Origin of the sequence: uncultured Methylovirgula sp., from assembly GCF_947646745.1 — a bacterium.
In the GTDB taxonomy this organism is placed as follows: Bacteria; Pseudomonadota; Alphaproteobacteria; order Rhizobiales; family Beijerinckiaceae; genus Methylovirgula.
Genome location: NZ_CANSHK010000051.1, coordinates 1 through 18,284, shown reverse-complemented (window position 1 = coordinate 18,284; position 18,284 = coordinate 1). Strand labels below are relative to the sequence as shown.

19 protein-coding genes, 1 tRNA gene and 1 pseudogene are annotated in these 18,284 nt (G+C 62.9%); 10 read left to right on the top strand and 11 right to left on the bottom strand.

Going from position 1 to position 18,284, the window contains the following annotated elements; all coding sequences use genetic code 11:
• Window positions 1–2: 2 nt before the first annotated feature.
• The 6 genes from Q0025_RS13455 to Q0025_RS13430 form a co-directional block, all read right to left on the bottom strand.
• Window positions 3–248 (bottom strand): hypothetical protein, encoded by a 246-nt coding sequence (locus tag Q0025_RS13455; protein WP_297299975.1) that lies wholly within the window; start codon window positions 246–248, stop codon window positions 3–5.
• Between the two features lie 464 nt (window positions 249–712).
• A complete protein-coding gene (locus Q0025_RS13450) occupies window positions 713–1,603 on the bottom strand; it encodes a LysR family transcriptional regulator (protein ID WP_297299973.1) in 891 nt (296 codons plus the stop codon).
• A 30-nt stretch (window positions 1,604–1,633) separates the two neighbouring features.
• Window positions 1,634–2,605 carry a thioredoxin-disulfide reductase gene (gene trxB, locus Q0025_RS13445; protein ID WP_297299971.1) on the bottom strand — a complete coding sequence of 324 codons (972 nt, stop codon included), beginning with the start codon at window positions 2,603–2,605 and terminating at the stop codon, window positions 1,634–1,636.
• A 106-nt stretch (window positions 2,606–2,711) separates the two neighbouring features.
• A complete protein-coding gene (locus tag Q0025_RS13440; RefSeq protein WP_297299969.1) occupies window positions 2,712–3,224 on the bottom strand; it encodes a DUF992 domain-containing protein in 513 nt (170 codons plus the stop codon).
• A 119-nt stretch (window positions 3,225–3,343) separates the two neighbouring features.
• Window positions 3,344–4,246, bottom strand: coding sequence for an oxygen-dependent coproporphyrinogen oxidase (gene hemF, locus Q0025_RS13435; protein ID WP_297299967.1), 903 nt, complete (start codon window positions 4,244–4,246; stop codon window positions 3,344–3,346).
• Complete coding sequence (locus Q0025_RS13430) at window positions 4,243–4,719, bottom strand: TrmH family RNA methyltransferase (protein ID WP_297299965.1); 477 nt, start codon at window positions 4,717–4,719, stop codon at window positions 4,243–4,245. Before Q0025_RS13430 ends, hemF begins: the two co-directional genes overlap by 4 nt.
• Before the next feature lie 143 nt (window positions 4,720–4,862).
• Here Q0025_RS13430 and petA point away from each other — a divergent pair, with 143 nt between their 5' ends.
• From petA to Q0025_RS13410, 4 genes and pseudogenes are all read left to right on the top strand, one after another.
• Window positions 4,863–5,381 carry a ubiquinol-cytochrome c reductase iron-sulfur subunit gene (petA, locus tag Q0025_RS13425; RefSeq protein ID WP_297299963.1) on the top strand — a complete coding sequence of 173 codons (519 nt, stop codon included), beginning with the start codon at window positions 4,863–4,865 and terminating at the stop codon, window positions 5,379–5,381.
• Window positions 5,382–5,419: 38 nt separating this feature from the next.
• A pseudogene (locus Q0025_RS13420) lies at window positions 5,420–7,526 on the top strand (cytochrome c1).
• An 83-nt stretch (window positions 7,527–7,609) separates the two neighbouring features.
• Window positions 7,610–8,485: an S-methyl-5'-thioadenosine phosphorylase gene (locus Q0025_RS13415; protein ID WP_297299961.1), complete on the top strand. Its 876-nt coding sequence runs from the start codon at window positions 7,610–7,612 to the stop codon at window positions 8,483–8,485.
• Window positions 8,482–9,009 (top strand): adenine phosphoribosyltransferase, encoded by a 528-nt coding sequence (locus Q0025_RS13410; RefSeq protein WP_297299959.1) that lies wholly within the window; start codon window positions 8,482–8,484, stop codon window positions 9,007–9,009. The genes Q0025_RS13415 and Q0025_RS13410 overlap by 4 nt, the downstream gene beginning before the upstream one ends.
• A 40-nt stretch (window positions 9,010–9,049) precedes the next feature.
• Here the strand turns inward: Q0025_RS13410 and Q0025_RS13405 are convergent, their stop codons facing one another.
• Window positions 9,050–10,645 carry an NAD(P)/FAD-dependent oxidoreductase gene (locus Q0025_RS13405; protein ID WP_297299957.1) on the bottom strand — a complete coding sequence of 532 codons (1,596 nt, stop codon included), beginning with the start codon at window positions 10,643–10,645 and terminating at the stop codon, window positions 9,050–9,052.
• A 176-nt stretch (window positions 10,646–10,821) separates the two neighbouring features.
• Between Q0025_RS13405 and Q0025_RS13400 the strand changes: the two genes are divergently transcribed.
• From Q0025_RS13400 to fdxA, 3 genes are all read left to right on the top strand, one after another.
• Complete coding sequence (locus Q0025_RS13400; protein ID WP_297299956.1) at window positions 10,822–12,006, top strand: GNAT family N-acetyltransferase; 1,185 nt, start codon at window positions 10,822–10,824, stop codon at window positions 12,004–12,006.
• A 51-nt stretch (window positions 12,007–12,057) separates the two neighbouring features.
• Window positions 12,058–12,402 (top strand): RNA-binding S4 domain-containing protein, encoded by a 345-nt coding sequence (locus Q0025_RS13395; protein ID WP_366939470.1) that lies wholly within the window; start codon window positions 12,058–12,060, stop codon window positions 12,400–12,402.
• 99 nt (window positions 12,403–12,501) lie between these two features.
• The gene (gene fdxA, locus Q0025_RS13390; protein ID WP_297299955.1) at window positions 12,502–12,840 is read left to right on the top strand and encodes a ferredoxin FdxA; all 339 of its coding nucleotides are present in this window, start codon (window positions 12,502–12,504) and stop codon (window positions 12,838–12,840) included.
• On the opposite strand, the gene Q0025_RS13385 is transcribed toward fdxA, so the two are convergent.
• Complete coding sequence (locus tag Q0025_RS13385; protein ID WP_297299984.1) at window positions 12,837–13,259, bottom strand: hypothetical protein; 423 nt, start codon at window positions 13,257–13,259, stop codon at window positions 12,837–12,839. The genes fdxA and Q0025_RS13385 overlap by 4 nt on opposite strands.
• A gap of 81 nt (window positions 13,260–13,340) precedes the next feature.
• The gene (locus Q0025_RS13380; protein ID WP_297299982.1) at window positions 13,341–13,586 is read right to left on the bottom strand and encodes a hypothetical protein; all 246 of its coding nucleotides are present in this window, start codon (window positions 13,584–13,586) and stop codon (window positions 13,341–13,343) included.
• Between the two features lie 277 nt (window positions 13,587–13,863).
• On the opposite strand from Q0025_RS13380, the gene Q0025_RS13375 reads away from it, so the two are divergent.
• Window positions 13,864–14,598, top strand: coding sequence for a CarD family transcriptional regulator (locus Q0025_RS13375; protein ID WP_366939468.1), 735 nt, complete (start codon window positions 13,864–13,866; stop codon window positions 14,596–14,598).
• 32 nt (window positions 14,599–14,630) lie between these two features.
• Here the strand turns inward: Q0025_RS13375 and Q0025_RS13370 are convergent, their stop codons facing one another.
• Together Q0025_RS13370 and Q0025_RS13365 are read right to left on the bottom strand one after the other, a co-directional pair.
• Window positions 14,631–15,554 carry an RNA polymerase factor sigma-32 gene (locus Q0025_RS13370; protein ID WP_297299953.1) on the bottom strand — a complete coding sequence of 308 codons (924 nt, stop codon included), beginning with the start codon at window positions 15,552–15,554 and terminating at the stop codon, window positions 14,631–14,633.
• Between the two features lie 132 nt (window positions 15,555–15,686).
• Entirely contained in the window at window positions 15,687–17,162 is a 1,476-nt protein-coding gene (locus Q0025_RS13365; RefSeq protein WP_297299976.1) for a M48 family metalloprotease, read from the bottom strand.
• Between the two features lie 85 nt (window positions 17,163–17,247).
• Between Q0025_RS13365 and Q0025_RS13360 the strand changes: the two genes are divergently transcribed.
• A complete protein-coding gene (locus Q0025_RS13360) occupies window positions 17,248–18,045 on the top strand; it encodes a hypothetical protein (RefSeq protein WP_297299951.1) in 798 nt (265 codons plus the stop codon).
• Window positions 18,046–18,132: 87 nt separating this feature from the next.
• Window positions 18,133–18,209: transfer RNA gene (locus Q0025_RS13355), tRNA-Arg, on the top strand.
• The last annotated feature ends 75 nt before the right edge of the window (window positions 18,210–18,284 follow it).

Genomic DNA, 18,284 nt, shown 5'->3' with positions numbered 1-18,284 from the left:
TGTTAAGCCTGCCGCCAGCGTTCGTTCTGAGCCAGGATCAAACTCTCAAGTTGAATGAGAATTGAAGCTGGCTGGTCACTCTCTGGCGTCGCATCGATTGGCATCGATGCATCGCATTTGACGAGTTCCAAGCACATCCACCTTCGAGCAAGCCCGAAGATGTCGATGAACTTGATAAACGTGACCGCCAAAGTCTTTTCCCGATGCGCGCCCAAAGGCTTGCATCGCGCAAGGACCTCGCCGTCCACGTTTCTCTTTCTTCCGATTTAATTGTCAAACAGCATGCTTGCGACGCGTTTAGAAGCGAAACGTCCTCTCCCCAATTTTTCAACTGGGTGGCTTTGGGCCCGAGAAACTCGAGAGAGACGCTTCGCAATGCCGCGTCACGGCGGCGTCGCCAGCGGGGTCGTTATATGTCCAGCTCGATTGAGCTGTCAACAACGATTCAAAAAAACTTCGCTTTTCTTGCGCGATGCCGCGAAACCCCAGCGGACCGGACCGCCAAATGCCTCACGCCACGCGCTTTCGCCATATGGTGGGAGGTTCGCGGCTTGCAAGATCGTCCTGTGAATTTCGGGGAGAATTCGCCGGCAAGGGCGCCGCCCGTCCCTCGCCTGTCGTGTCGCCCTTTGCGCCCCGCCAGCGCTGAGACCGCAAGCCCAAACCCGCATGCTGCACTGCGCACTAGATCCCTTCGCGCAACCGCCGCGGATCAGAACCGCCATCTCTGCGCGCTCGCGACCAGAAAATCGCGAAACACCTGAACGCGGGCGACGTTCTTCATCTCTTCCGCATAGACGACATAGCAGTCGAATTGCGACATCACGGTCTGCGGCAGGAGCTGCACCAGATGGCTGCCGCCCTCGATGTGATAATCGGGCAGGACGGCGATGCCGACGCTGTTCTCCACGGCGCGGCGCAAAGCGGTAATATTGTTGACCGACAGCGCCGCCTCGCGCGGCGCCTTGGCGTCGCGGCCGACGGTCAGCAGCGCGTTAAGGCTCTCGAGGAAGCTCGCGGTCGGTGCGGCGAAGGCGAGCAGGCGGTGCTTGTCGAGATCCTCGATCGTCTGCGGCTCGCCATGGCGGGCCAGATAATCCTCGGAGGCGTAGAGGTGATAGTGCATGGTGAACAGCCGGCGGCGGATCAGGTCCGGCTGGATCGGCTCGCGCAGGCGCAATGCAACATCCGCCTCGCGCATGCCGAGATCGAGCTCGTCCTCCGACAAAATCACCCGCACCTTGATGTCGGGATAAAGTTCGAGGAACTGGCCGAGCCGCGGTGTCAGCCAATTGGTGCCGATGCCGTAGGTCGCGGTGACACGCAATTCGCCATGCGGCTTTTCGCGGCTATCGGCGAGGCCGGCCTGCACCGTATCGAGCTTCATCGTGACTTCGCGCACGGTGCGCAGCAGAAGCTCGCCCTGCTCGGTCAGCATCAGCCCGCGGGCATGACGGTGGAACAGCGGCACCGCAAGATCCTGCTCCAGCGCGCTCACCTGACGGCTCACCGCCGATTGGCTCAGCCCCAAAGCCGCGCCGGCATGCGTGAACGATCCAGCTTCCGCCGCCGCATGGAAGATGCGCAGCTTATCCCAGTCCATGGCCCCCTCGGTGATTTGAGCGCGGACGCATCACTCCGCCGCGGCGCGATGATGCGCTTCGGCCGCGAGCCAGCGCTCGGCTTCGAGCGCCGCCATGCAGCCAAGCCCCGCCGCCGTCACCGCCTGGCGATAGACATCGTCGGTCACATCGCCGGCCGCAAAGACGCCAGGGATATTGGTCGCGGTCGAGAACGGCGCGGTCTTCAAATAGCCATTGGGCCTAGCCTCGACTTGTCCGAGAAATAGCTCGGAAGCCGGCGAATGACCGATGGCGACGAAGACACCTTCGACCGGCACTTCAGTATAGACGCCGGTCTTGACGTTCCTGAGCCGCACGTGGGTGACGCTCGTCGGCCCCTCGGTACCGCAGATTTCTTCGATGACATTGTCCCAGATGACATCGACATTGGGCAGCTTGAACAGCCGGTCCTGTAAAATCTTCTCGGCGCGGAAGGAATCGCGCCGATGGACGATCGTCACCTTGCGGGCGAGCTGGGCGAGATAGAGCGCCTCCTCCACCGCCGTATTACCGCCGCCGATGACCGCCACGTCCCGGCCGCGATAGAAGAAGCCGTCGCAGGTTGCGCAGGCCGAGACGCCATAGCCGCGGAATTTTTCTTCGCTCGGCAGGCAGAGCCAACGCGCCTTGGCGCCGGTCGCGATGATGAGCGCATCGCAAGTATAGGCCGCGCCGCTGTCGCCATGCAGGCGGAAGGGCCGCTGGCCAAGCTCGACCTTGACAATGTGATCGGAGACGAAATCCGTGCCGACATGCGCGGCCTGAAGGCGCATCTGCTCCATCAGCCAGGGGCCTTGGATCGGCTCGGCAAAGCCCGGATAATTCTCCACGTCGGTCGTGACGGTCAGCTGGCCGCCCGGCTCGAAGCCGGAAATCAGGATCGGCTCGAGCAGCGCACGCGCGGCATAGATCGCCGCCGTGTAGCCGGCCGGGCCGGAGCCGATGATGATGAGCTTTGCGTGACGGGCCGCGCCTTGGGACATGGACGCCTCATATGCCAAAATGTCATGGCAATCTATGAGCGCCAAGCCGCTGCTGCAACCCGCGGGCGGCGTGACCAGCTGCTTTCAGCCGGTCACGCGCCAAGCATCAATAATGATGCCGATGATAATGCCAGGGGCCCGGCGCCGGCTCCAGCGTCAAGCCGGTAATGCCGGCGGTGACGTCGACGCCCGTCTGCGCATTGACCGAAAGCGGCTGCAGGCCGATCGAGCCGGCATTGCCGCCGACGAGGGCATTGGCGCCGAGGCCGAGGCCGAGCGAGACATTGGCGCTGGCGCCGCCGTAATGGCCGGCAAGCGCCGTATGGCCGACCTCACGCGTCGCGGCGAACACCGCCCAGACGATGCGGCCCGGACCCGTTGCGCCGAGCGACAGGCCGAAATTGGTAATCGTGCCGACATAATAATCGGTCCGCGCATAGGTGCGGGTGAAACGGCAAGCGAGAGCTTTGCTGGATGTAATGACCAGGCCAACGCCCGGCGCCACGTTGCATTCAAGAAGGCCGACCTGCGCCGCCTGGGCTCTGCCGGCGCCGGCCAGGATCGTGGCGGCGCTTAAAGCAAAAAGGGCCGGGGCCAGCATCCGTCGCTGCAAACTCATGAAGGATTCTCCGTTTCGCGAGGAACAAAATTGTCGAGCCGACGGTGAGTTTCACGCAACTGGGACTTATTCGTGACTATGCCGCAGGATTGCCGTCGTTGCGACGCATTTGAGGGAGCTCACGGCCATTTGACCAGGGGCGGCATCGACGACAGGATCGAATCGACATTCCCCCCCGTCTTCAGGCCGAAGATCGTGCCGCGATCGTAAAGCAGATTGAATTCGACATAGCGGCCGCGGCGAATAAGCTGCTCGTCGCGATCGGCTTCGCTCCAGGCTGTCCTGAAATTGCGCCGCACAATTTCAGGATAGAGCGTGAGGAAGGTCTCGCCGACATCGCGGGTAAAGGCGAAATCGGCATCGAACCCGGCAGGCGAAGCGAGATTATCGTAGAAAATGCCGCCGATGCCGCGCGGTTCGTTACGATGTTTCAGAAAGAAATACTCGTCGCACCATTCCTTGAAGCGCTGATAATCGGCGACCTCGGCGTGGCGCCGGCAAGCCGCCTCGAAGGCCGCGTGGAAGGCAATTGAATCGCCGTCGGTCTGGGTGCGGCGGCGATCGAGCACCGGCGTCAGATCCGCGCCGCCGCCGAACCAAGTCTTCTGCGTCACCACGAAGCGGGTGTTCATATGCACGGCCGGGACGTTCGGATTCCACGGATGGACGATGAGCGAAATGCCGCCGGCCCAAAAATGCGGGTCGGCCTCGGCGCCGGGAATCTGCTTGGCAAACTCCGGCGCGAACGTGCCATGCACCGCAGAGGTATGCACGCCGGCCTTTTCAAAAACGCGGCCATGCAAGAGCGCCATCCTGCCACCGCCGCCATCGGCGCCGGATAGATCCTTGCGCTGCCATGGCGTGAAAACAAACTGTCCCGGCGCGGCGTCCGCTTGCGCGAACGGACCGGGACAGTCTTGTTCAAGCATCTCGAACGCCGTGCAGATTCGCATCTGCAGGGCCTCGAACCAGGCGCGTGCTTCGGCCTTGCGGTGTTCGAGATCATCCATCTTGCCTGTCATCGCTCTGCTCTTTCTCCGATCTGCCGGACGGCTTCGCCAACAACCATGGCCGCCGCAACCGCGACATTCAACGAACGCAACGGCGGCCGGATCGGTATTCGAACAGCCGCATCCGCCATTGCGCGCACCTCATCCGGCACGCCGGCCGATTCACGGCCGACAAGCAGAATATCGCCCGGCGCATAACGAAAGTCGCAATAATCCCCCGCCGCCTTGGTTGATAATAGGATAAGCCGGCGTTCCACCGCCTTGCGCCACGTCAAGAAAGCCGCAAAGTTCATGTGACGGGCGATCGTCACATAATCGAGATAATCCAGCCCGGCACGGCGAAAGGCGCGGTCGCTGACCGCAAAGCCGGCTGGCTCGATGATCGCGGCATCAATGCCGAGGCAAGCGCAGAGCCGCAGCATGGTCCCGCAATTCTGCGGAATATCCGGCTGATACAGCGCCAAAGTCAGCGGCGGTGCCTGCATGGTCTCGCCCTGCAAAACTTCAATCGGTCCGGGCGGCCCAGAGGACGGGCCAAGTGGCGAAACGACGCATTGCTGGGGTCCGGCAAAAGCGCGAGACTGCAGCAAAGCTAGAAAAAAGCTTCGTGACGATTAGAGGAAATGCCTTGGCTGAGAGCGTGAGCGTGGAACCGACGCGACGCGATTTTTTGTTTATCGCGACGGGCGCTGTTGGTGCAATAGGGGCCGCATCGGCGGTCTGGCCGCTGATCGACCAGATGAACCCTGATGCTTCGACGCTTGCCGCGGCGTCGACCGAAGTCGATCTTTCCCACATTGCGGAAGGCCAGATCCTGACCGTCAAATGGCGCGGCAAGCCGGTCTTCGTCCGCCATCGCACGGCGAAGGAGATCGCCGAGGCCCGCGCCGTTCCGCTGAGCGAATTGCGCGATCCCGCGACCGACGAACAGCGCGCTCCGCATCCCGAATGGCTGATCGTCATCGGCATCTGCACCCATCTCGGCTGCGTGCCGCTCGGCCATCAGGGCCCTTACGGCGGCTGGTTCTGTCCTTGTCACGGCTCGGTCTACGATACCGCCGCGCGCATCCGGCAAGGACCGGCGCCTTATAACCTCTACCTCCCGCCGTACAAATTCCTTCCCGACAATAAGCTTTCGATTGGCTGAGGTCTCGTCCAGGCGAAACGCGCCAGCAGAGTGATGCGATGAGCGGTCCTTCCTCTTATGTTCCGAAAAGCGGCTTCACCAAATGGCTCGACAGCCGGCTGCCGATCCTTGGCCTTGTCCATGCGTCGTTCATCACTTTTCCGAACCCGCGCAATCTCAATTACTGGTGGACGTTCGGCGGCATCCTGAGCTTCATGCTGGCGGCGCAGATCGTCACCGGCGTCGCCCTCGCCATGCATTACGTGCCGAATTCCGGCCTCGCCTTTGCCTCCGTCGAGCACATCATGCGCGACGTGAATTATGGATGGCTGCTGCGCTATGCGCATTCGAACGGCGCCTCGATGTTCTTCTTCGCCGTCTATATCCACATCATGCGCGGCGTCTATTACGGCTCCTACAAGGCGCCGCGCGAAGTGCTCTGGATCCTCGGCGTCATCATCTATCTCTTGATGATGGCGACCGGCTTTCTCGGCTATACGCTGCCTTGGGGGCAGATGAGCTTCTGGGGCGCGACCGTCATCACCAGCCTGTTTTCGGCGATCCCGCTTGTCGGCAATGCGATCACGACCTGGCTCTGGGGCGGTTATGCGGTCGATGATGCGACGCTGAACCGCTTTTATGCCTTGCACTATCTGCTGCCGTTCATGATCGCGGCCGTCGTCGTGCTGCACGTCTGGGCGCTGCATGTCACCGGTTCGAACAATCCGACCGGCATCGAGAAGCAATCGAGCAAGGACACGTTGCCCTTCCATCCTTATTTCACGGTCAAGGACGGCTTCGGTCTTGTCTGCTTTTTGATCCTTTACGCCTGGTTCGTCTTCTACATCCCGAACTACCTCGGCGATGCGGACAATTACATCCAGGCCAATCCGTTGCAGACGCCGCCGCATATCGTGCCGGAATGGTATTATCTGCCGTTCTACGCGATTCTGCGCTCGATCCCGTCGAAGCTCGGTGGCGTCACCTGCATGTTCGGCGCGATCCTGCTCTTTGCCTTTTTGCCCTGGCTCGACCGCTCTCCGGTGCGCTCGGCAAATTACCGGCCGCTCTTTCGCATCTTCTTCTGGCTTTTCGTCGCCACCGTCATCGGCCTCGGCTATATCGGCTCGCAGCCGCCGGAGGGTGGCTTCATCATCGCCGGCCGCATCCTGACGATCTCCTATTTCGCCTTCTTCTTTCTCGTCCTGCCGCTGCTGCCGCTGTTCGAGAAGCCGAAGAAATTGCCGGCCTCGATCGCCGAATCCGTCCTCGGCGCGCCGGCGCCGGGCAAGGCCTGAGGAGATTGAAATGACTCCCAGAGGACGAATTCTCGCAGGCCTGGTGAGTGTCGTCGGGCTTTGCGCCCTGGCGGCCGGCGCCCATGCCGTCGACACCAACGCCAAAGGCAACGGCTCCTACCCGCTGCAGGCGGAAGGTCAGATGCCGCCGCGCCAAGCGTGGAGCTTCCACGGGCCGCTCGGTGGCTTCGACCAGGAGCAATTGCAGCGCGGCTTCAAGGTCTATCACGACGTCTGCTCGACCTGCCATTCGCTGAACCTCGTCGCGTTCCGCGATCTTGCCGACGCTGGCGGCCCGGGCTTTTCCGAAGCACAGGTGAAGGCGCTGGCGGCAACCTATCAGGTCGAGGATGGGCCCAACGATTCCGGCCAGATGTTCAAACGCCCCGGCCGGCCCTCCGACCATTTCCCGCCGCCGTTCCCCAACCCGGAAGCGGCGAAAGCGGTGTTCGGCGCGGCGCCTCCCGATATGTCGGACCTCGCCAAGGCGCGCTCGTTCCCGCGGCCGTTCCCGCTCTTCATCTTCGACGCCTTCACCGAATATCAGGAGCAGGGTCCGGACTATATCGTCGCGATCCTCAACGGCTTCACGCATCCCGACGATCCGAACTGGAACGAATATTTCCCCGGCCACCACATCGCGATGCCGAAGCCGCTCAATGACGGCCAGGTCCAATATACCGATGGCGCGCCGCAGACGGTGCAGCAATATTCGCGCGATGTCGCCGCCTTCCTCTATTGGGCGGCCGAACCCAAACTCGACGAGCGCAAGGCGCTCGGCTTCCGTGTCGTGATCTTCCTGATCGTCTTCGCCGTTTTGCTCTATTTCACCAAAAAGCGGATCTGGTCCGGCGTCACGGGACATTGATCCTCGCGCCGAAAAGCCGCCGTTGACAGGCTGCCGCTGCGCCGCCAATTTTGCGCCGCGGAAAATTATTGCGGCGGGGCGGCATGGTTCAATCGATTGTTGGCGTTATCGGCGGCTCGGGCGTCTACCACCTGCCCGGCCTTGCCGATTTGCGCGAAGAGCTGGTTTCGACGCCTTGGGGCGAGCCGTCCGATGCTTTGCGCTTCGGCAAAATCGGCGCGACCGAGGTCGTCTTCCTCGCCCGGCACGGCCGCGGCCATCGGCTTTCCCCCTCCGGCATCAATTACCGCGCCAATATCTATGCGCTTAAGGAAGTCGGCGTCACCGATCTCGTCTCGGTCTCGGCGTGCGGCTCGTTCAAGGAAGAATTGAACCCCGGCCTTTTCGTCCTCGTCGATCAATTCGTCGACCGAACCTTCGGCCGGCAATCCTCATTCTTCGGCAACGGCTGCGTCGCGCATGTCTCGATGGCGCATCCGGTCGCCCCGCTCCTGCAGGCGCGCATCGCTGACGCCGCCGAGGCCGAGAGCATCGCTTACGTCAAGGGCGGGACCTATGTCGCGATGGAGGGACCGCAATTTTCCTCGCTCACCGAATCGCGCGCCTATCAAGCCGCCGGCTTCGACGTGATCGGCATGACCGCCATGCCGGAGGCAAAACTCGCCCGCGAGGCAGAAATCGCCTATGCCACGATCGCCATGGTGACCGATTACGATTGCTGGCATCCCGAGCACGATCATGTCGATGTCGCCTCGATCATCGCCACCTTGCAAGCCAATACCGGCAGAGCCGAACGGCTGCTGGCGCGGCTCCTGCAGGACTTTCCCGCCGAGCACGAGGCTTGCCTGATCGGCTCCGATCGGGCGCTCGATGCGGCCCTTATTACCGCGCCCGAGGCGCGCGACCCGGCGCTCCTCAAAAAGCTCGGCGTCATCCTGAAACGAGTCAACGCCCAATGAGCCTGAAGAACGCCATCCGCAGCATTCCGGACTATCCAAAGCCCGGCATCATCTTCCGCGACATCACCACCTTGCTGGCCGACGCGAAAGCCTTCCGCCGGGCGATCGACGAATTGGTGCAGCCCTGGTCGGGCAGCAAGATCGACAAGATCGCCGGCATCGAAGCGCGCGGCTTCATCCTCGGCGGCGCCGTGGCGCATCAGCTTTCGGCCGGCTTCGTGCCGATCCGCAAGAAGGGCAAGCTGCCGCACAAGACCGTGTCGATCGGCTATTCGCTCGAATATGGCGTCGACGAAATGGAAATGCATGTCGATGCGCTGATGCCGGGCGAGAAAGTGATTCTCGTCGATGATCTCATCGCCACCGGCGGCACGGCGGAAGCCGCGGTGAAGCTCTTGAAAAAGCTCGGCGCCGATGTCGTCGCCGCCTGTTTCGTCATCGATCTGCCGGACCTCGGCGGCGCCAAGAAGATCGAGGCGCTCGACGTTCCCGTGCGCAGCCTCATTGCCTTCGAAGGCCATTGAGCTTTCGGCCAATCGGAGTGCCTGAGCGAACGGCGGCACGTCAGTGCCGCCAATCCCGCAAAATCTCTCGCGCGGCATTGTGGCCGGGCAGGCCGGTGACGCCGCCGCCTGGATGCGTGCCCGCCCCGCACATATAAAGCCCGGCGATCGGCGCGCGGTAATCGGCATGCCCCAGCATCGGCCGCGCGACGAACAATTGGCCGAGATCGAGCGCGCCGTGGAAGATGTCGCCGCCGACGAGGCCGAACGTGCGCTCGAGATCGAGCGGCGAAAAGACCTGCCGGGCGATGACCGAAGCTTTGAAATTCGGTGCATAGGCATCGACCGTCGCGATCATGAGATCGGCGACCGCCTCGCGACGATCATCCCACGATTGGCCGTCGGGTAGAACCGGCGCGACATGCTGGCAGAAGAGGCTTGCGACATGCGCGCCGCGCGGCGCCAGGCTGGCATCGAGCGTCGAGGGGATGAGCATTTCAACGACGGGCTTTTGCGACCAGCCGCAGCGCCGCGCGTCGAAATAAGCCTCTTCCATGTAGCGAAGCGACGGCGCGATGATGATGCCGGCGGTGTGATGCTCGGCAACCGCACGCCCCGGCAACGCGGAAAAATCCGGCAATTCGGACAGCGCGACATTCATCCGGAACGTGCCGGAGCCGCAGCGCCAGCGGGCGATCCTGTCTTTGAAATCGCCGCTCAGCGCATCCTGCCGGACAAGATCGCGATAAAGCAATTTCGGATTGACGTTGGCGGCAACGATTTTGGCGCGGAAAATCTCGCCGCTCACCGTCTCGACCCCGATCGCGCGGCCATTCTCGATGAGCACCTCGCGTACGGCTCTCGACGTGCGAATCTCGACGCCGCGCCTCTGCGCCGCCTTCGCCATCGCCTCGGTGATGGCACCCATGCCGCCGATGGCATGCCCCCATTGGCCTTTGGCGCCGTTCACCTCGCCGAAGCAATGATGCAGCAACACATAGGCCGAGCCCGGCGCATAGGGGCTCTGATAATTGCCGACGATCGCATCGAAGCCGAACGCCGCCTTGATCGGGGCGCTCTCGAACCAATGATCGAGATAATCGCCGGCGGAGTTCGTGAAGATTTCGAGCACGTCGCGCTCGCCTTCGAGGCCGAGCTTGCGCAACAGATTGGCGAATTGTCCGGCGCGGGTGAGCTGGCGCAGCCAATCGAGCGCACCGCCCGTCGGCAAATTGGGCGGGGTCTCCAGCGCGACCGCGCGCAGAAAATCGGCCAGTCGATCGAGCCGCGACGAATAGCCGTCGAGCCGTTCCGCGTCGCGGACGGAAAATTTTGCTACTTCGCTTTTCGTACGGCCGGCGCCGATCTTCAGATAGCGCCCATCCTCGAGCGGCAGAAAATTCCCGAGCTTGCGCGGCACGATGTTAAGTCCGTGCCGCGGCAAATCGAGGTCACGGATGATTTTTGGATTGAGCAGAGAGACCGTATAAGCCGCCTGCGAATTGCGAAAACCGGGATAAAATTCCTCGGTGACGGCGCAGCCGCCGATTTTGTCGCGCGCCTCGAGGACGAGGGTTTTCAGCCCCGCGGCACCGAGATAGGCGGCGCAGACAAGGCCGTTGTGGCCGCCGCCGATGACGATGGCATCATAGATCAATCCGGCCGCCGCCTTTTGTTAGGGTTAAAGGACGTTCACTCTGAAAGGTCGCGTCTATCCGATTATGAAGGATGATGGCTCGATCCCTCCTCAGTACAATCGCGTCGCGGTGGGCGATGCAAGGGCCGGCCTTTGCGATGAGCCCGGCTCTTCGGACGCCGGCTCATGATTTCAGCATGGCGGAAGAGACGGTGGCCCAGGCCCTGGAGACCGAGCTGATCGATGTCACCGATATGGCGCGGCTTGAAGGCGCCTGGCGCGATCTCTATGCGCGCAGCCTCGAACGAAACATCTTCCTCGATCCCGATTTCGCCCTGCCGGCCCTCGCTTATCTGCATCCGCAGGAACTGAAAATTCTGGCGGTGTTCGATGCTGCGCCCGAGCGCCGGCTTCTGGCTTTGACGCCCCTCGCGCCGCCGCGCCTTCCCTGCGGCCTCGCGCGCGGCTACCTGCACAAACAGGCGGCACTCGGCCTGCCTTTGCTCGACCGGACATTGGCGGCGCCGGCGTTGGCAAAGCTCGTCGATGCGGTGAAAACCTTGCCGCTGGCGCCTAGCGCGCTGATCTTCGGCGACATCCCGCGCGCGGGCCCGACCTTTCGCCTCCTCGGCGACATGTTCGGCGAAGATCGGCTGCATCTCATCAGCCAATATGAGCGCGCCGCTCTGCTCCCGACAGCGCCCGACGCATCGGTCGATCGCAAGACCAAGGCCGGTAAAAACGCGGCACGTCTGTTTCGCCGGCTTGCCGAGCACGGCGCTCTCTCCTATCGCGTGGCCCGCAATGCCGACGTCGGGCCCGCCATGGCGGAATTTCTGGCGCTTGAAGCGCGCGGCTGGAAAGGCACCAGCAAGACCGCGCTCGCCTCGACGCCCGAGCGGGCGCGTTTCGCAACAAGCATGGCCGAAAATTTCGCCCGTGCCGGCAAGCTGCGCATCGAAAGCCTCGATCTCGACGGCAAGCCGGTCGCGATGGGGATCATGATCGAAGACGCCGGCACCGTCTATTTCTGGAAGACGGCTTATGACGAAGCCTATGCGGCGCTTTCGCCCGGCGTGCTCTTCGTGCGCGAACTGACCGCCCGGCTGGCCGCGGGCGGCACACCGCTCAAGATCGATTCCTGCGCCATGCCCCATCACCCGATGATCGATCATCTCTGGCCGCAGCGCATTGCCATGCTCGACCTCGCGCTGGCCTTGCCGGCCGGCCGGCGCGGCCGCATGGCCGTCGCCGCGGAAAGATTGCGGCGGCGCCTGCGCACAGCCGCAAAAGACCTGCTGCGGCGCAGCTCCGGCGGCACGACGGGGGTCGAGAAGACATGGGTCGACAAGACTTTGATGATTTGGCGCGCCCGCTCTTGATCGGCCGCCGCGGCGGACATAGGTCAACGCCGTGTCTCGATCGCAATTGCCATGACTGCGCGGCCGGCCATGCCGACGGCTCTGCAAAAGCAGCGGCTCGACAAATGGCTGTGGTTTGCGCGCGTGGTCAAAACCCGCCAACAGGCCGTCGATCTCGTTGCGGCCGGTCATGTGCGGATCGATTCCCGCAGGGTTGACGTTCCGGCAAAGCTCGTCGGTCCGGGTGCGGTCTTGACGATTGCGCTTGAACGGCGCGTCCGCGTTCTGCGGATCACCGGCCTTGCGGCGCGGCGCGGCGGCGCCGAACAGGCGCAATTGCTGTTCGTGGATTTGAACGCCGGAAGTTCCGCGCCTGCGGACTGCGCGGCGGAGGGCTCTAAGCCTGCGGCAATATAGGCTTTATGCCGGGCCGCAATTGCTTGCTTAAGCGCCGCAAAGACGCTAGCAAACCGCCAGAATTCAGCGCGGCCCGCAGCGTTCGGGCGGAGGAGATTTATGCCTTACGTCGTCACCGAAAACTGCATCAAGTGCAAGTATACGGACTGCGTCGAGGTCTGCCCGGTCGATTGCTTCTACGAAGGCGAGAATATGCTCGTCATTCATCCGGACGAATGTATCGATTGCGGCGTCTGCGAACCCGAATGCCCGGCCAATGCGATCAGCCCCGACACCGAGAAGGGTCTCGAAAAATGGCTGAAGCTGAACGCCGATATGGCCAAGATCTGGCCGAACATCTCGCACAAGAAGCCGCAGCCCGAGGACGCCAAGGAGTTCGACGGCAAGCCCGGCAAATTCGACGCTTATTTTTCGCCTGAACCCGGCGAAGGCGATTAACCACGCCGGTCAAACATAAATTGAGATAAGCGGGCCGCCGAAGCCGGGGCGAGGCCGGAAAGTGCCGTTTTTTCAGCTTTTTCGGGGCGTAAATCTTTGATTTTCCCGCCCCGCCATGATATATTCTTTTCATAAATCGGCCCGGCTCTGATCATCCGGATCGCGTTCGTCTGATGCTTGGCGGGAGCATCGGGCGTATCCTCGCTACAAGCAGCAGTTGCCTGGGGGCCAAGGTTCGCGCTGCGGTAGATGGATGGTCTTTCGCTCGGCCGCGCCGCGGTTCCATTGACATGCCGCGGCGACCCCCGGGCGGCAAAGTTCCTTTGCTGCGTAACGAATTCTGAGTTTCGCGCCTGAAGCGAGACCGAAAAGGAGTGCGCGCGTATGTCATCTGTCAGGAAGACCGAAAAGTCCCACAAGGCCAAAGCCACGATCGCGCGCGCGGCTCTCAAGTCCCGAACCGCGACCAAAGCCAAAAAGCCGGCCGAATCGAAGGCCCGTCAAGGCCGCGCGACCGCGGCGAAGACCGCTGCAAGGCCGGCGCCGAAAGCCAAAATCGCGGCCAAGGCCGCGGCGAAATCCGCCGCAAAGCCCGCCGCGCGGAGCAAGAGCGCCGCCGCGAAGCTGCGCACGGCCCAGGCGCGGCTGAAGAAACAGGCTGCGGCGGCAAAGGCGACGCGTCCGGCCGCCAAGACGGCGGCGACGAAATCCGCGGCGGCAAAGCCCGGCGCGCCGAAGACTATCAAAGCGACTCAAGCGTCCGCGGCAAAATTAAAGCGGTCAACAACGGCAGGCCGCGGCAAATCGCGGGCTGGACGCGTCGCGCCGGTTGAGACTAAACTACCGAAAGTGGCGGTTGCGGTTCAGCCGGCCGCCGCTCCTCAAACCGAACTCCAGGCCGTCAAGAAGGTCGATTCCGAGCGCCGCGCGCAAGTTGCTGCGGTGTTGGCTTTGCGCTCTCTGCAAAAGCCGGCACCCGCCGCCGAGGCTGTCGCTCGCCCAGAGGAAGCAAGTAAAGCCAGCGTGACTCAGAAAGCACCCAAGAAGGCGGCCGCAGCCGCACCTGCGCCGGTCCGCGCCGCCGCGCCCGAGGCCAAGCTGCCGCCGGTTGCGGAGACAAAGCCCGCCGCGCCGATCGCCGAGAAACCGAAGCCGACGGCAAAGCCCGCCGCACCGGTCAAGCACGGCTTCAAGCCGCTCGAATTCGTTGTCTATCCGGCACATGGCGTCGGCCAGATCCTCGCCGTCGAGGAGCAGGAAGTCGCCGGCTTCAAGCTCGAACTCTTTGTGATCAGCTTCGCGAAGGACAAGATGATCCTGAAGGTGCCGACGCCGAAGTCGATCGCCGTCGGTATGCGCAAGCTCGCCAGTGCCGAGGTCGTCAAGCAGGCGCTCAATACGCTGACCGGCCGCGCCCGCATCAAGCGGACCATGTGGTCGCGCCGCGCCCAGGAATATGAGGCGAAGATCAATTCCGGCGATCTCGTCGCCATCGCCGAAGTCGTGCGGGATCTCTACCGTTCAGAGGCGCAGCCCGAACAATCCTATTCTGAGCGGCAATTGTATGAGGCGGCGCTCGATCGCGTTGCCCGCGAAATCGCCGCCGTTCAGAAACTGACCGAGACGGAATCGCTGAAGGTGATCGAGACTCAATTGCAGAAGAGCCCGCGCCGCGGCAAGGCTGAGGACAGCGAAGCCGATCTCGAAGCCGAAGCCGGCAGCGATGGTGACGACGGCGGGATCGACGAAGCGGCGTAAGCGCTTCAGACCAAAAAGCGCAATGCGCCGAATTAAGACGCCAAAGGCCCGGCCACCGTGTCGGGCCTTTTTGCGTGGCTAAGACTGAGGCTGCGTTCTTCGGCCTGATGGCGATCGATCAGAACCCGGCGCAATTTTTCCAGCGCCCGTCCTTCGATCTGGCGCACCCGCTCTTTGGAAATGCCGAAACGCACGCCCAGCGATTCGAGCGTTGCCGCTTCCTCGGCAAGGCGGCGATATTGCAGAATCGCAAGTTCCCGCGGATTGAGGCTCTTGAGGGCGTCTTCTAGCCAGACGATGCGGCGGTCGGCGTCGATCGCATCTTCGACGATTTCATCCGGCAACGGCCCTTCGTCGGCAAGCAGGTCGAGCCGTTGCACCGAAGTGGCGGCGGGATCGGCTTCCGATACCGCTGCATTGAGCGACAGGTCGGGACTGGAAAAACGCGCATCCATCAATTCGACGTCGGCGCGCTGCACGCCGAGTGCCTTGGCGATCTGATCAAACACTGTCGCAGTGCCCGCCGACGACGCATCGGTGGAGAGCCGCGCCCGCAGGCGCCGCAGATTGAAGAACAGCGCCTTCTGCGCCGAGCTCGTGCCGCCGCGCACGATCGACCAGTTGCGCAAGATGAAATCCTGGATGGCGGCACGGATCCACCAAGTCGCATAGGTCGAAAACCGAACGTCACGCTCCGGATCGAAACGCGCCGCCGCTTGCAGCAGACCGACATGACCTTCCTGAATGAGGTCGCCGATCGGCAGACCATAATGACGGAAGCGCACCGACATGGCGATGACGAGCCGCATATGCGCCTGCGTCAGCCGGTGCAGCGCGCGCTCGTCCCGGCGCCGATGCCAGCGCAGCGCGAGATCGCGCTCTTCCTCGCGATCGAGAAAGGGCGCGGCTTTCGCCGCCGAAGCCAGATGGCGGTCCAAGCCGACATGTCGCGCCATGAATGATCCTCGCAATGATCCCTCTTCGATCCCCTCTTGGCGGCCCACCTCAGCCTTAGACGGACGAGGAGATAAACGTGCCAACAGCGGTGCGAGTTCCAGCGGCGCTTTGCGGCGCGACAGAGCGCGGCGCTAATCCGTGACGATTTTGTAATGCTCGCCGGCCGGCAAGGGCCCCGGGCCGGTCAAGCCGTTGATCAGCTCGAAATGTTCGAGCGGATGGTCGGCGACCGCCATTTTGTTGCTCAGGCTTTCGACGCTATCGCCCGGCTGCGCCGTCACGATGACGAGGCGCAGCGGCTTCACTTCTTCGACTTCTTCGGGCGTCGTCTTGCGAAAGGATTCAATCGAGGCGCGAAACCGCTTCTCCGCCTCGGCGTCGAGATTGCGAATCGCAAAGATCAGCCGATAGACCTGATCGCCCTGGAAGCGGATGACGGCGACGCGAAAATTCCATTCGCCGGCACGCGCGCTCGCCGTCACGGCGGGCATGCCGTTGACCTCGAGCGTCTCAATCGAGCTGGGCAGCAGCCCTTCGATCCAGCCTGACGAAATATAGCTTTCGAGCGTCATCGAAGGGTCGAGCCGCACCGAATCGAGCCGCAACGCCTCGCGCCCTCCGGTCTTCACGCCCAGGACGGCCTGCGCCGAATTTTCCAAGACGAACCCGTCCGGCGCGACGAACAAAAAGCCAAGTCGCGGATGAATGAAGGTCGTTCCGCGGATCGAGCCATCGGCCGGATCGTCGCCATAGGTCATCCCGTCAATGGCTGCGAGATAAGCCGTCCGATCGGTCGTGCCGGTGCCGGGCGGTCCGAATTGCTGCGCGATCTGCTCCGCACGCGCGATTCGTTCAGGCGTCGAGGGATGCGTGGCAAGAAGATCCGGCTTCGAGACATCCGAGCCCTGACCGAAAAGGCTCGCCCGCAAGGCGCTGTCGCGTCCGAGCGTCGTCAGGAAGCGCGCCGCGGCATAAGGATCATAGCCCGCTTTGGCCATGACCCGAATGCCGATCTCGTCCGCCTCGAGTTCCTGCTGGCGTGAAAAACTCGCCAGCGTCCGCCGCTCGACCGCCTCGACCTCCTCGCCCTTTTGCCGGCTTTCGATGACGGCCGCGGCCTGAGTGATGAGCGCGGCACGCTTTTCTTCCTCGGCCCGCAGCGCCGCATGGCGCGCCGTGATATGGCCGATCTCATGCGCCATGACCGCAGCGACCTCGGATGCATCATTGGCCAAGGCCAGAAGTCCGCGTGTGACATAGATCCGGTCCGGCGCCATGGCGAAGGCGTTGATCACCGGCGAATTCAACAGGGTGACCTGATAGGGCTGCTCCGGATTCTCGCCGGCTTTCGCCAATTTGAGCAGGATGCCGTTGACGAAGTGCTCGGCCGCCGCATCGTGATATTCGCCGCCGAAAAGGGCGACCATCTTTTGATTTTCCGCCGAGGCCGGCGTCTCGAGCCCAAGCGTGCGGGGCGCTGCGGCCGGAACTTCGACGGCAATCGGTTTGCCTTGGTCCTCCATCGCCGCGCAAGCGCCGAGCGCCAGCGCCAGCGCAATCGCCAAAAGCCGCCGGCCGGATCCGAAACGGCGCTGCAGACCGATCATCAAATGCGGACCTTCATTGAGGCTTTTCGGACGGGTTAGCAGCTTTCGCCTCAACATGTTGTCCCGCACCCGGTGACGTCTCGGGTTGGGAAACGATTTCGATTGCGTCGGGTTCGGAGACTTCGACCTGCGGCCCAAACCGCATATCGAGCAGGCCGCGGACACGAATCCTGCGGCCGATCAGAGCATGAAAGTCAAAACCCGCGCGCTCAAATATCTTGACGTCGCGTTGCACTATCGTGACTGCAAAGCCGTCGCTATCCCGTGGGCCGAACAGAAGATAAAGGCGCTTCGGTCGCCTGTCGACATCGGTGATTTGGCCCTCAACGATCACATTCGTCGCCGTCTTGTCAGCAAAAGCCTGCCTATCAGTTGCGGCAATTACGGCATAATAGGGATCATGCCAAAGGCCGCGTTGCGCGGTGCGGGCTTTGGCTTCGGCGGTGAGAAAATCGACGCGGCACACTGCCGCGGCGGGCTCCGGCATGAAGCGCCCGTAACCCTGCGCCAACAGCCAAGCTCCAAGCGATGGCGCAGGCGCGGGGAGCGTCGAAGCCGGCGGGAAAGCAAAGACTGGGACCCGCCCCCAGCGATCCGGCCCCGCCAGGGGAATGATGTCGAACCCGGCGGCGAGCGCCCTTTGCAAAGCCTCGCGCGCCGCCGTCGCGAAATCCGGATTGGCGGGCGTCGGCCGCACCGGTTCGATCCCGGCGATGCGCAAGAGCCGGCCATCCCGCAAGGAGAGTTCGAGCCGCTCGTCGACCGAGGCCGCCGCAACGTGTTGGCTGCCTGCGGTCGGGCAACCCGATTGCGCCATTGCGCGCTGAGCAATCCCCATGTTGAGCAGGGCGATGAAAAGCGCCAGCGCGCCGGCGGAGCATAGGCCAGGAAGACCGCACGCGGCCGAACCGCTGGAACGTCTCATGGCGTCATGGTAGAGCAAATTGCGGCGCGGCGCAGCCGAAGGTATGTCCCGGTAGCTCAGCAGGATAGAGCAGCGGTTTCCTAAACCGCAGGTCAGGGGTTCGACTCCCTTCCGGGACGCCAGTGCTGCTGGCTCAATTCATTTGGTCGAGGATGACCGCGGCGGCCCCATCAATGCCGGCTGGAACAAAATCGCCG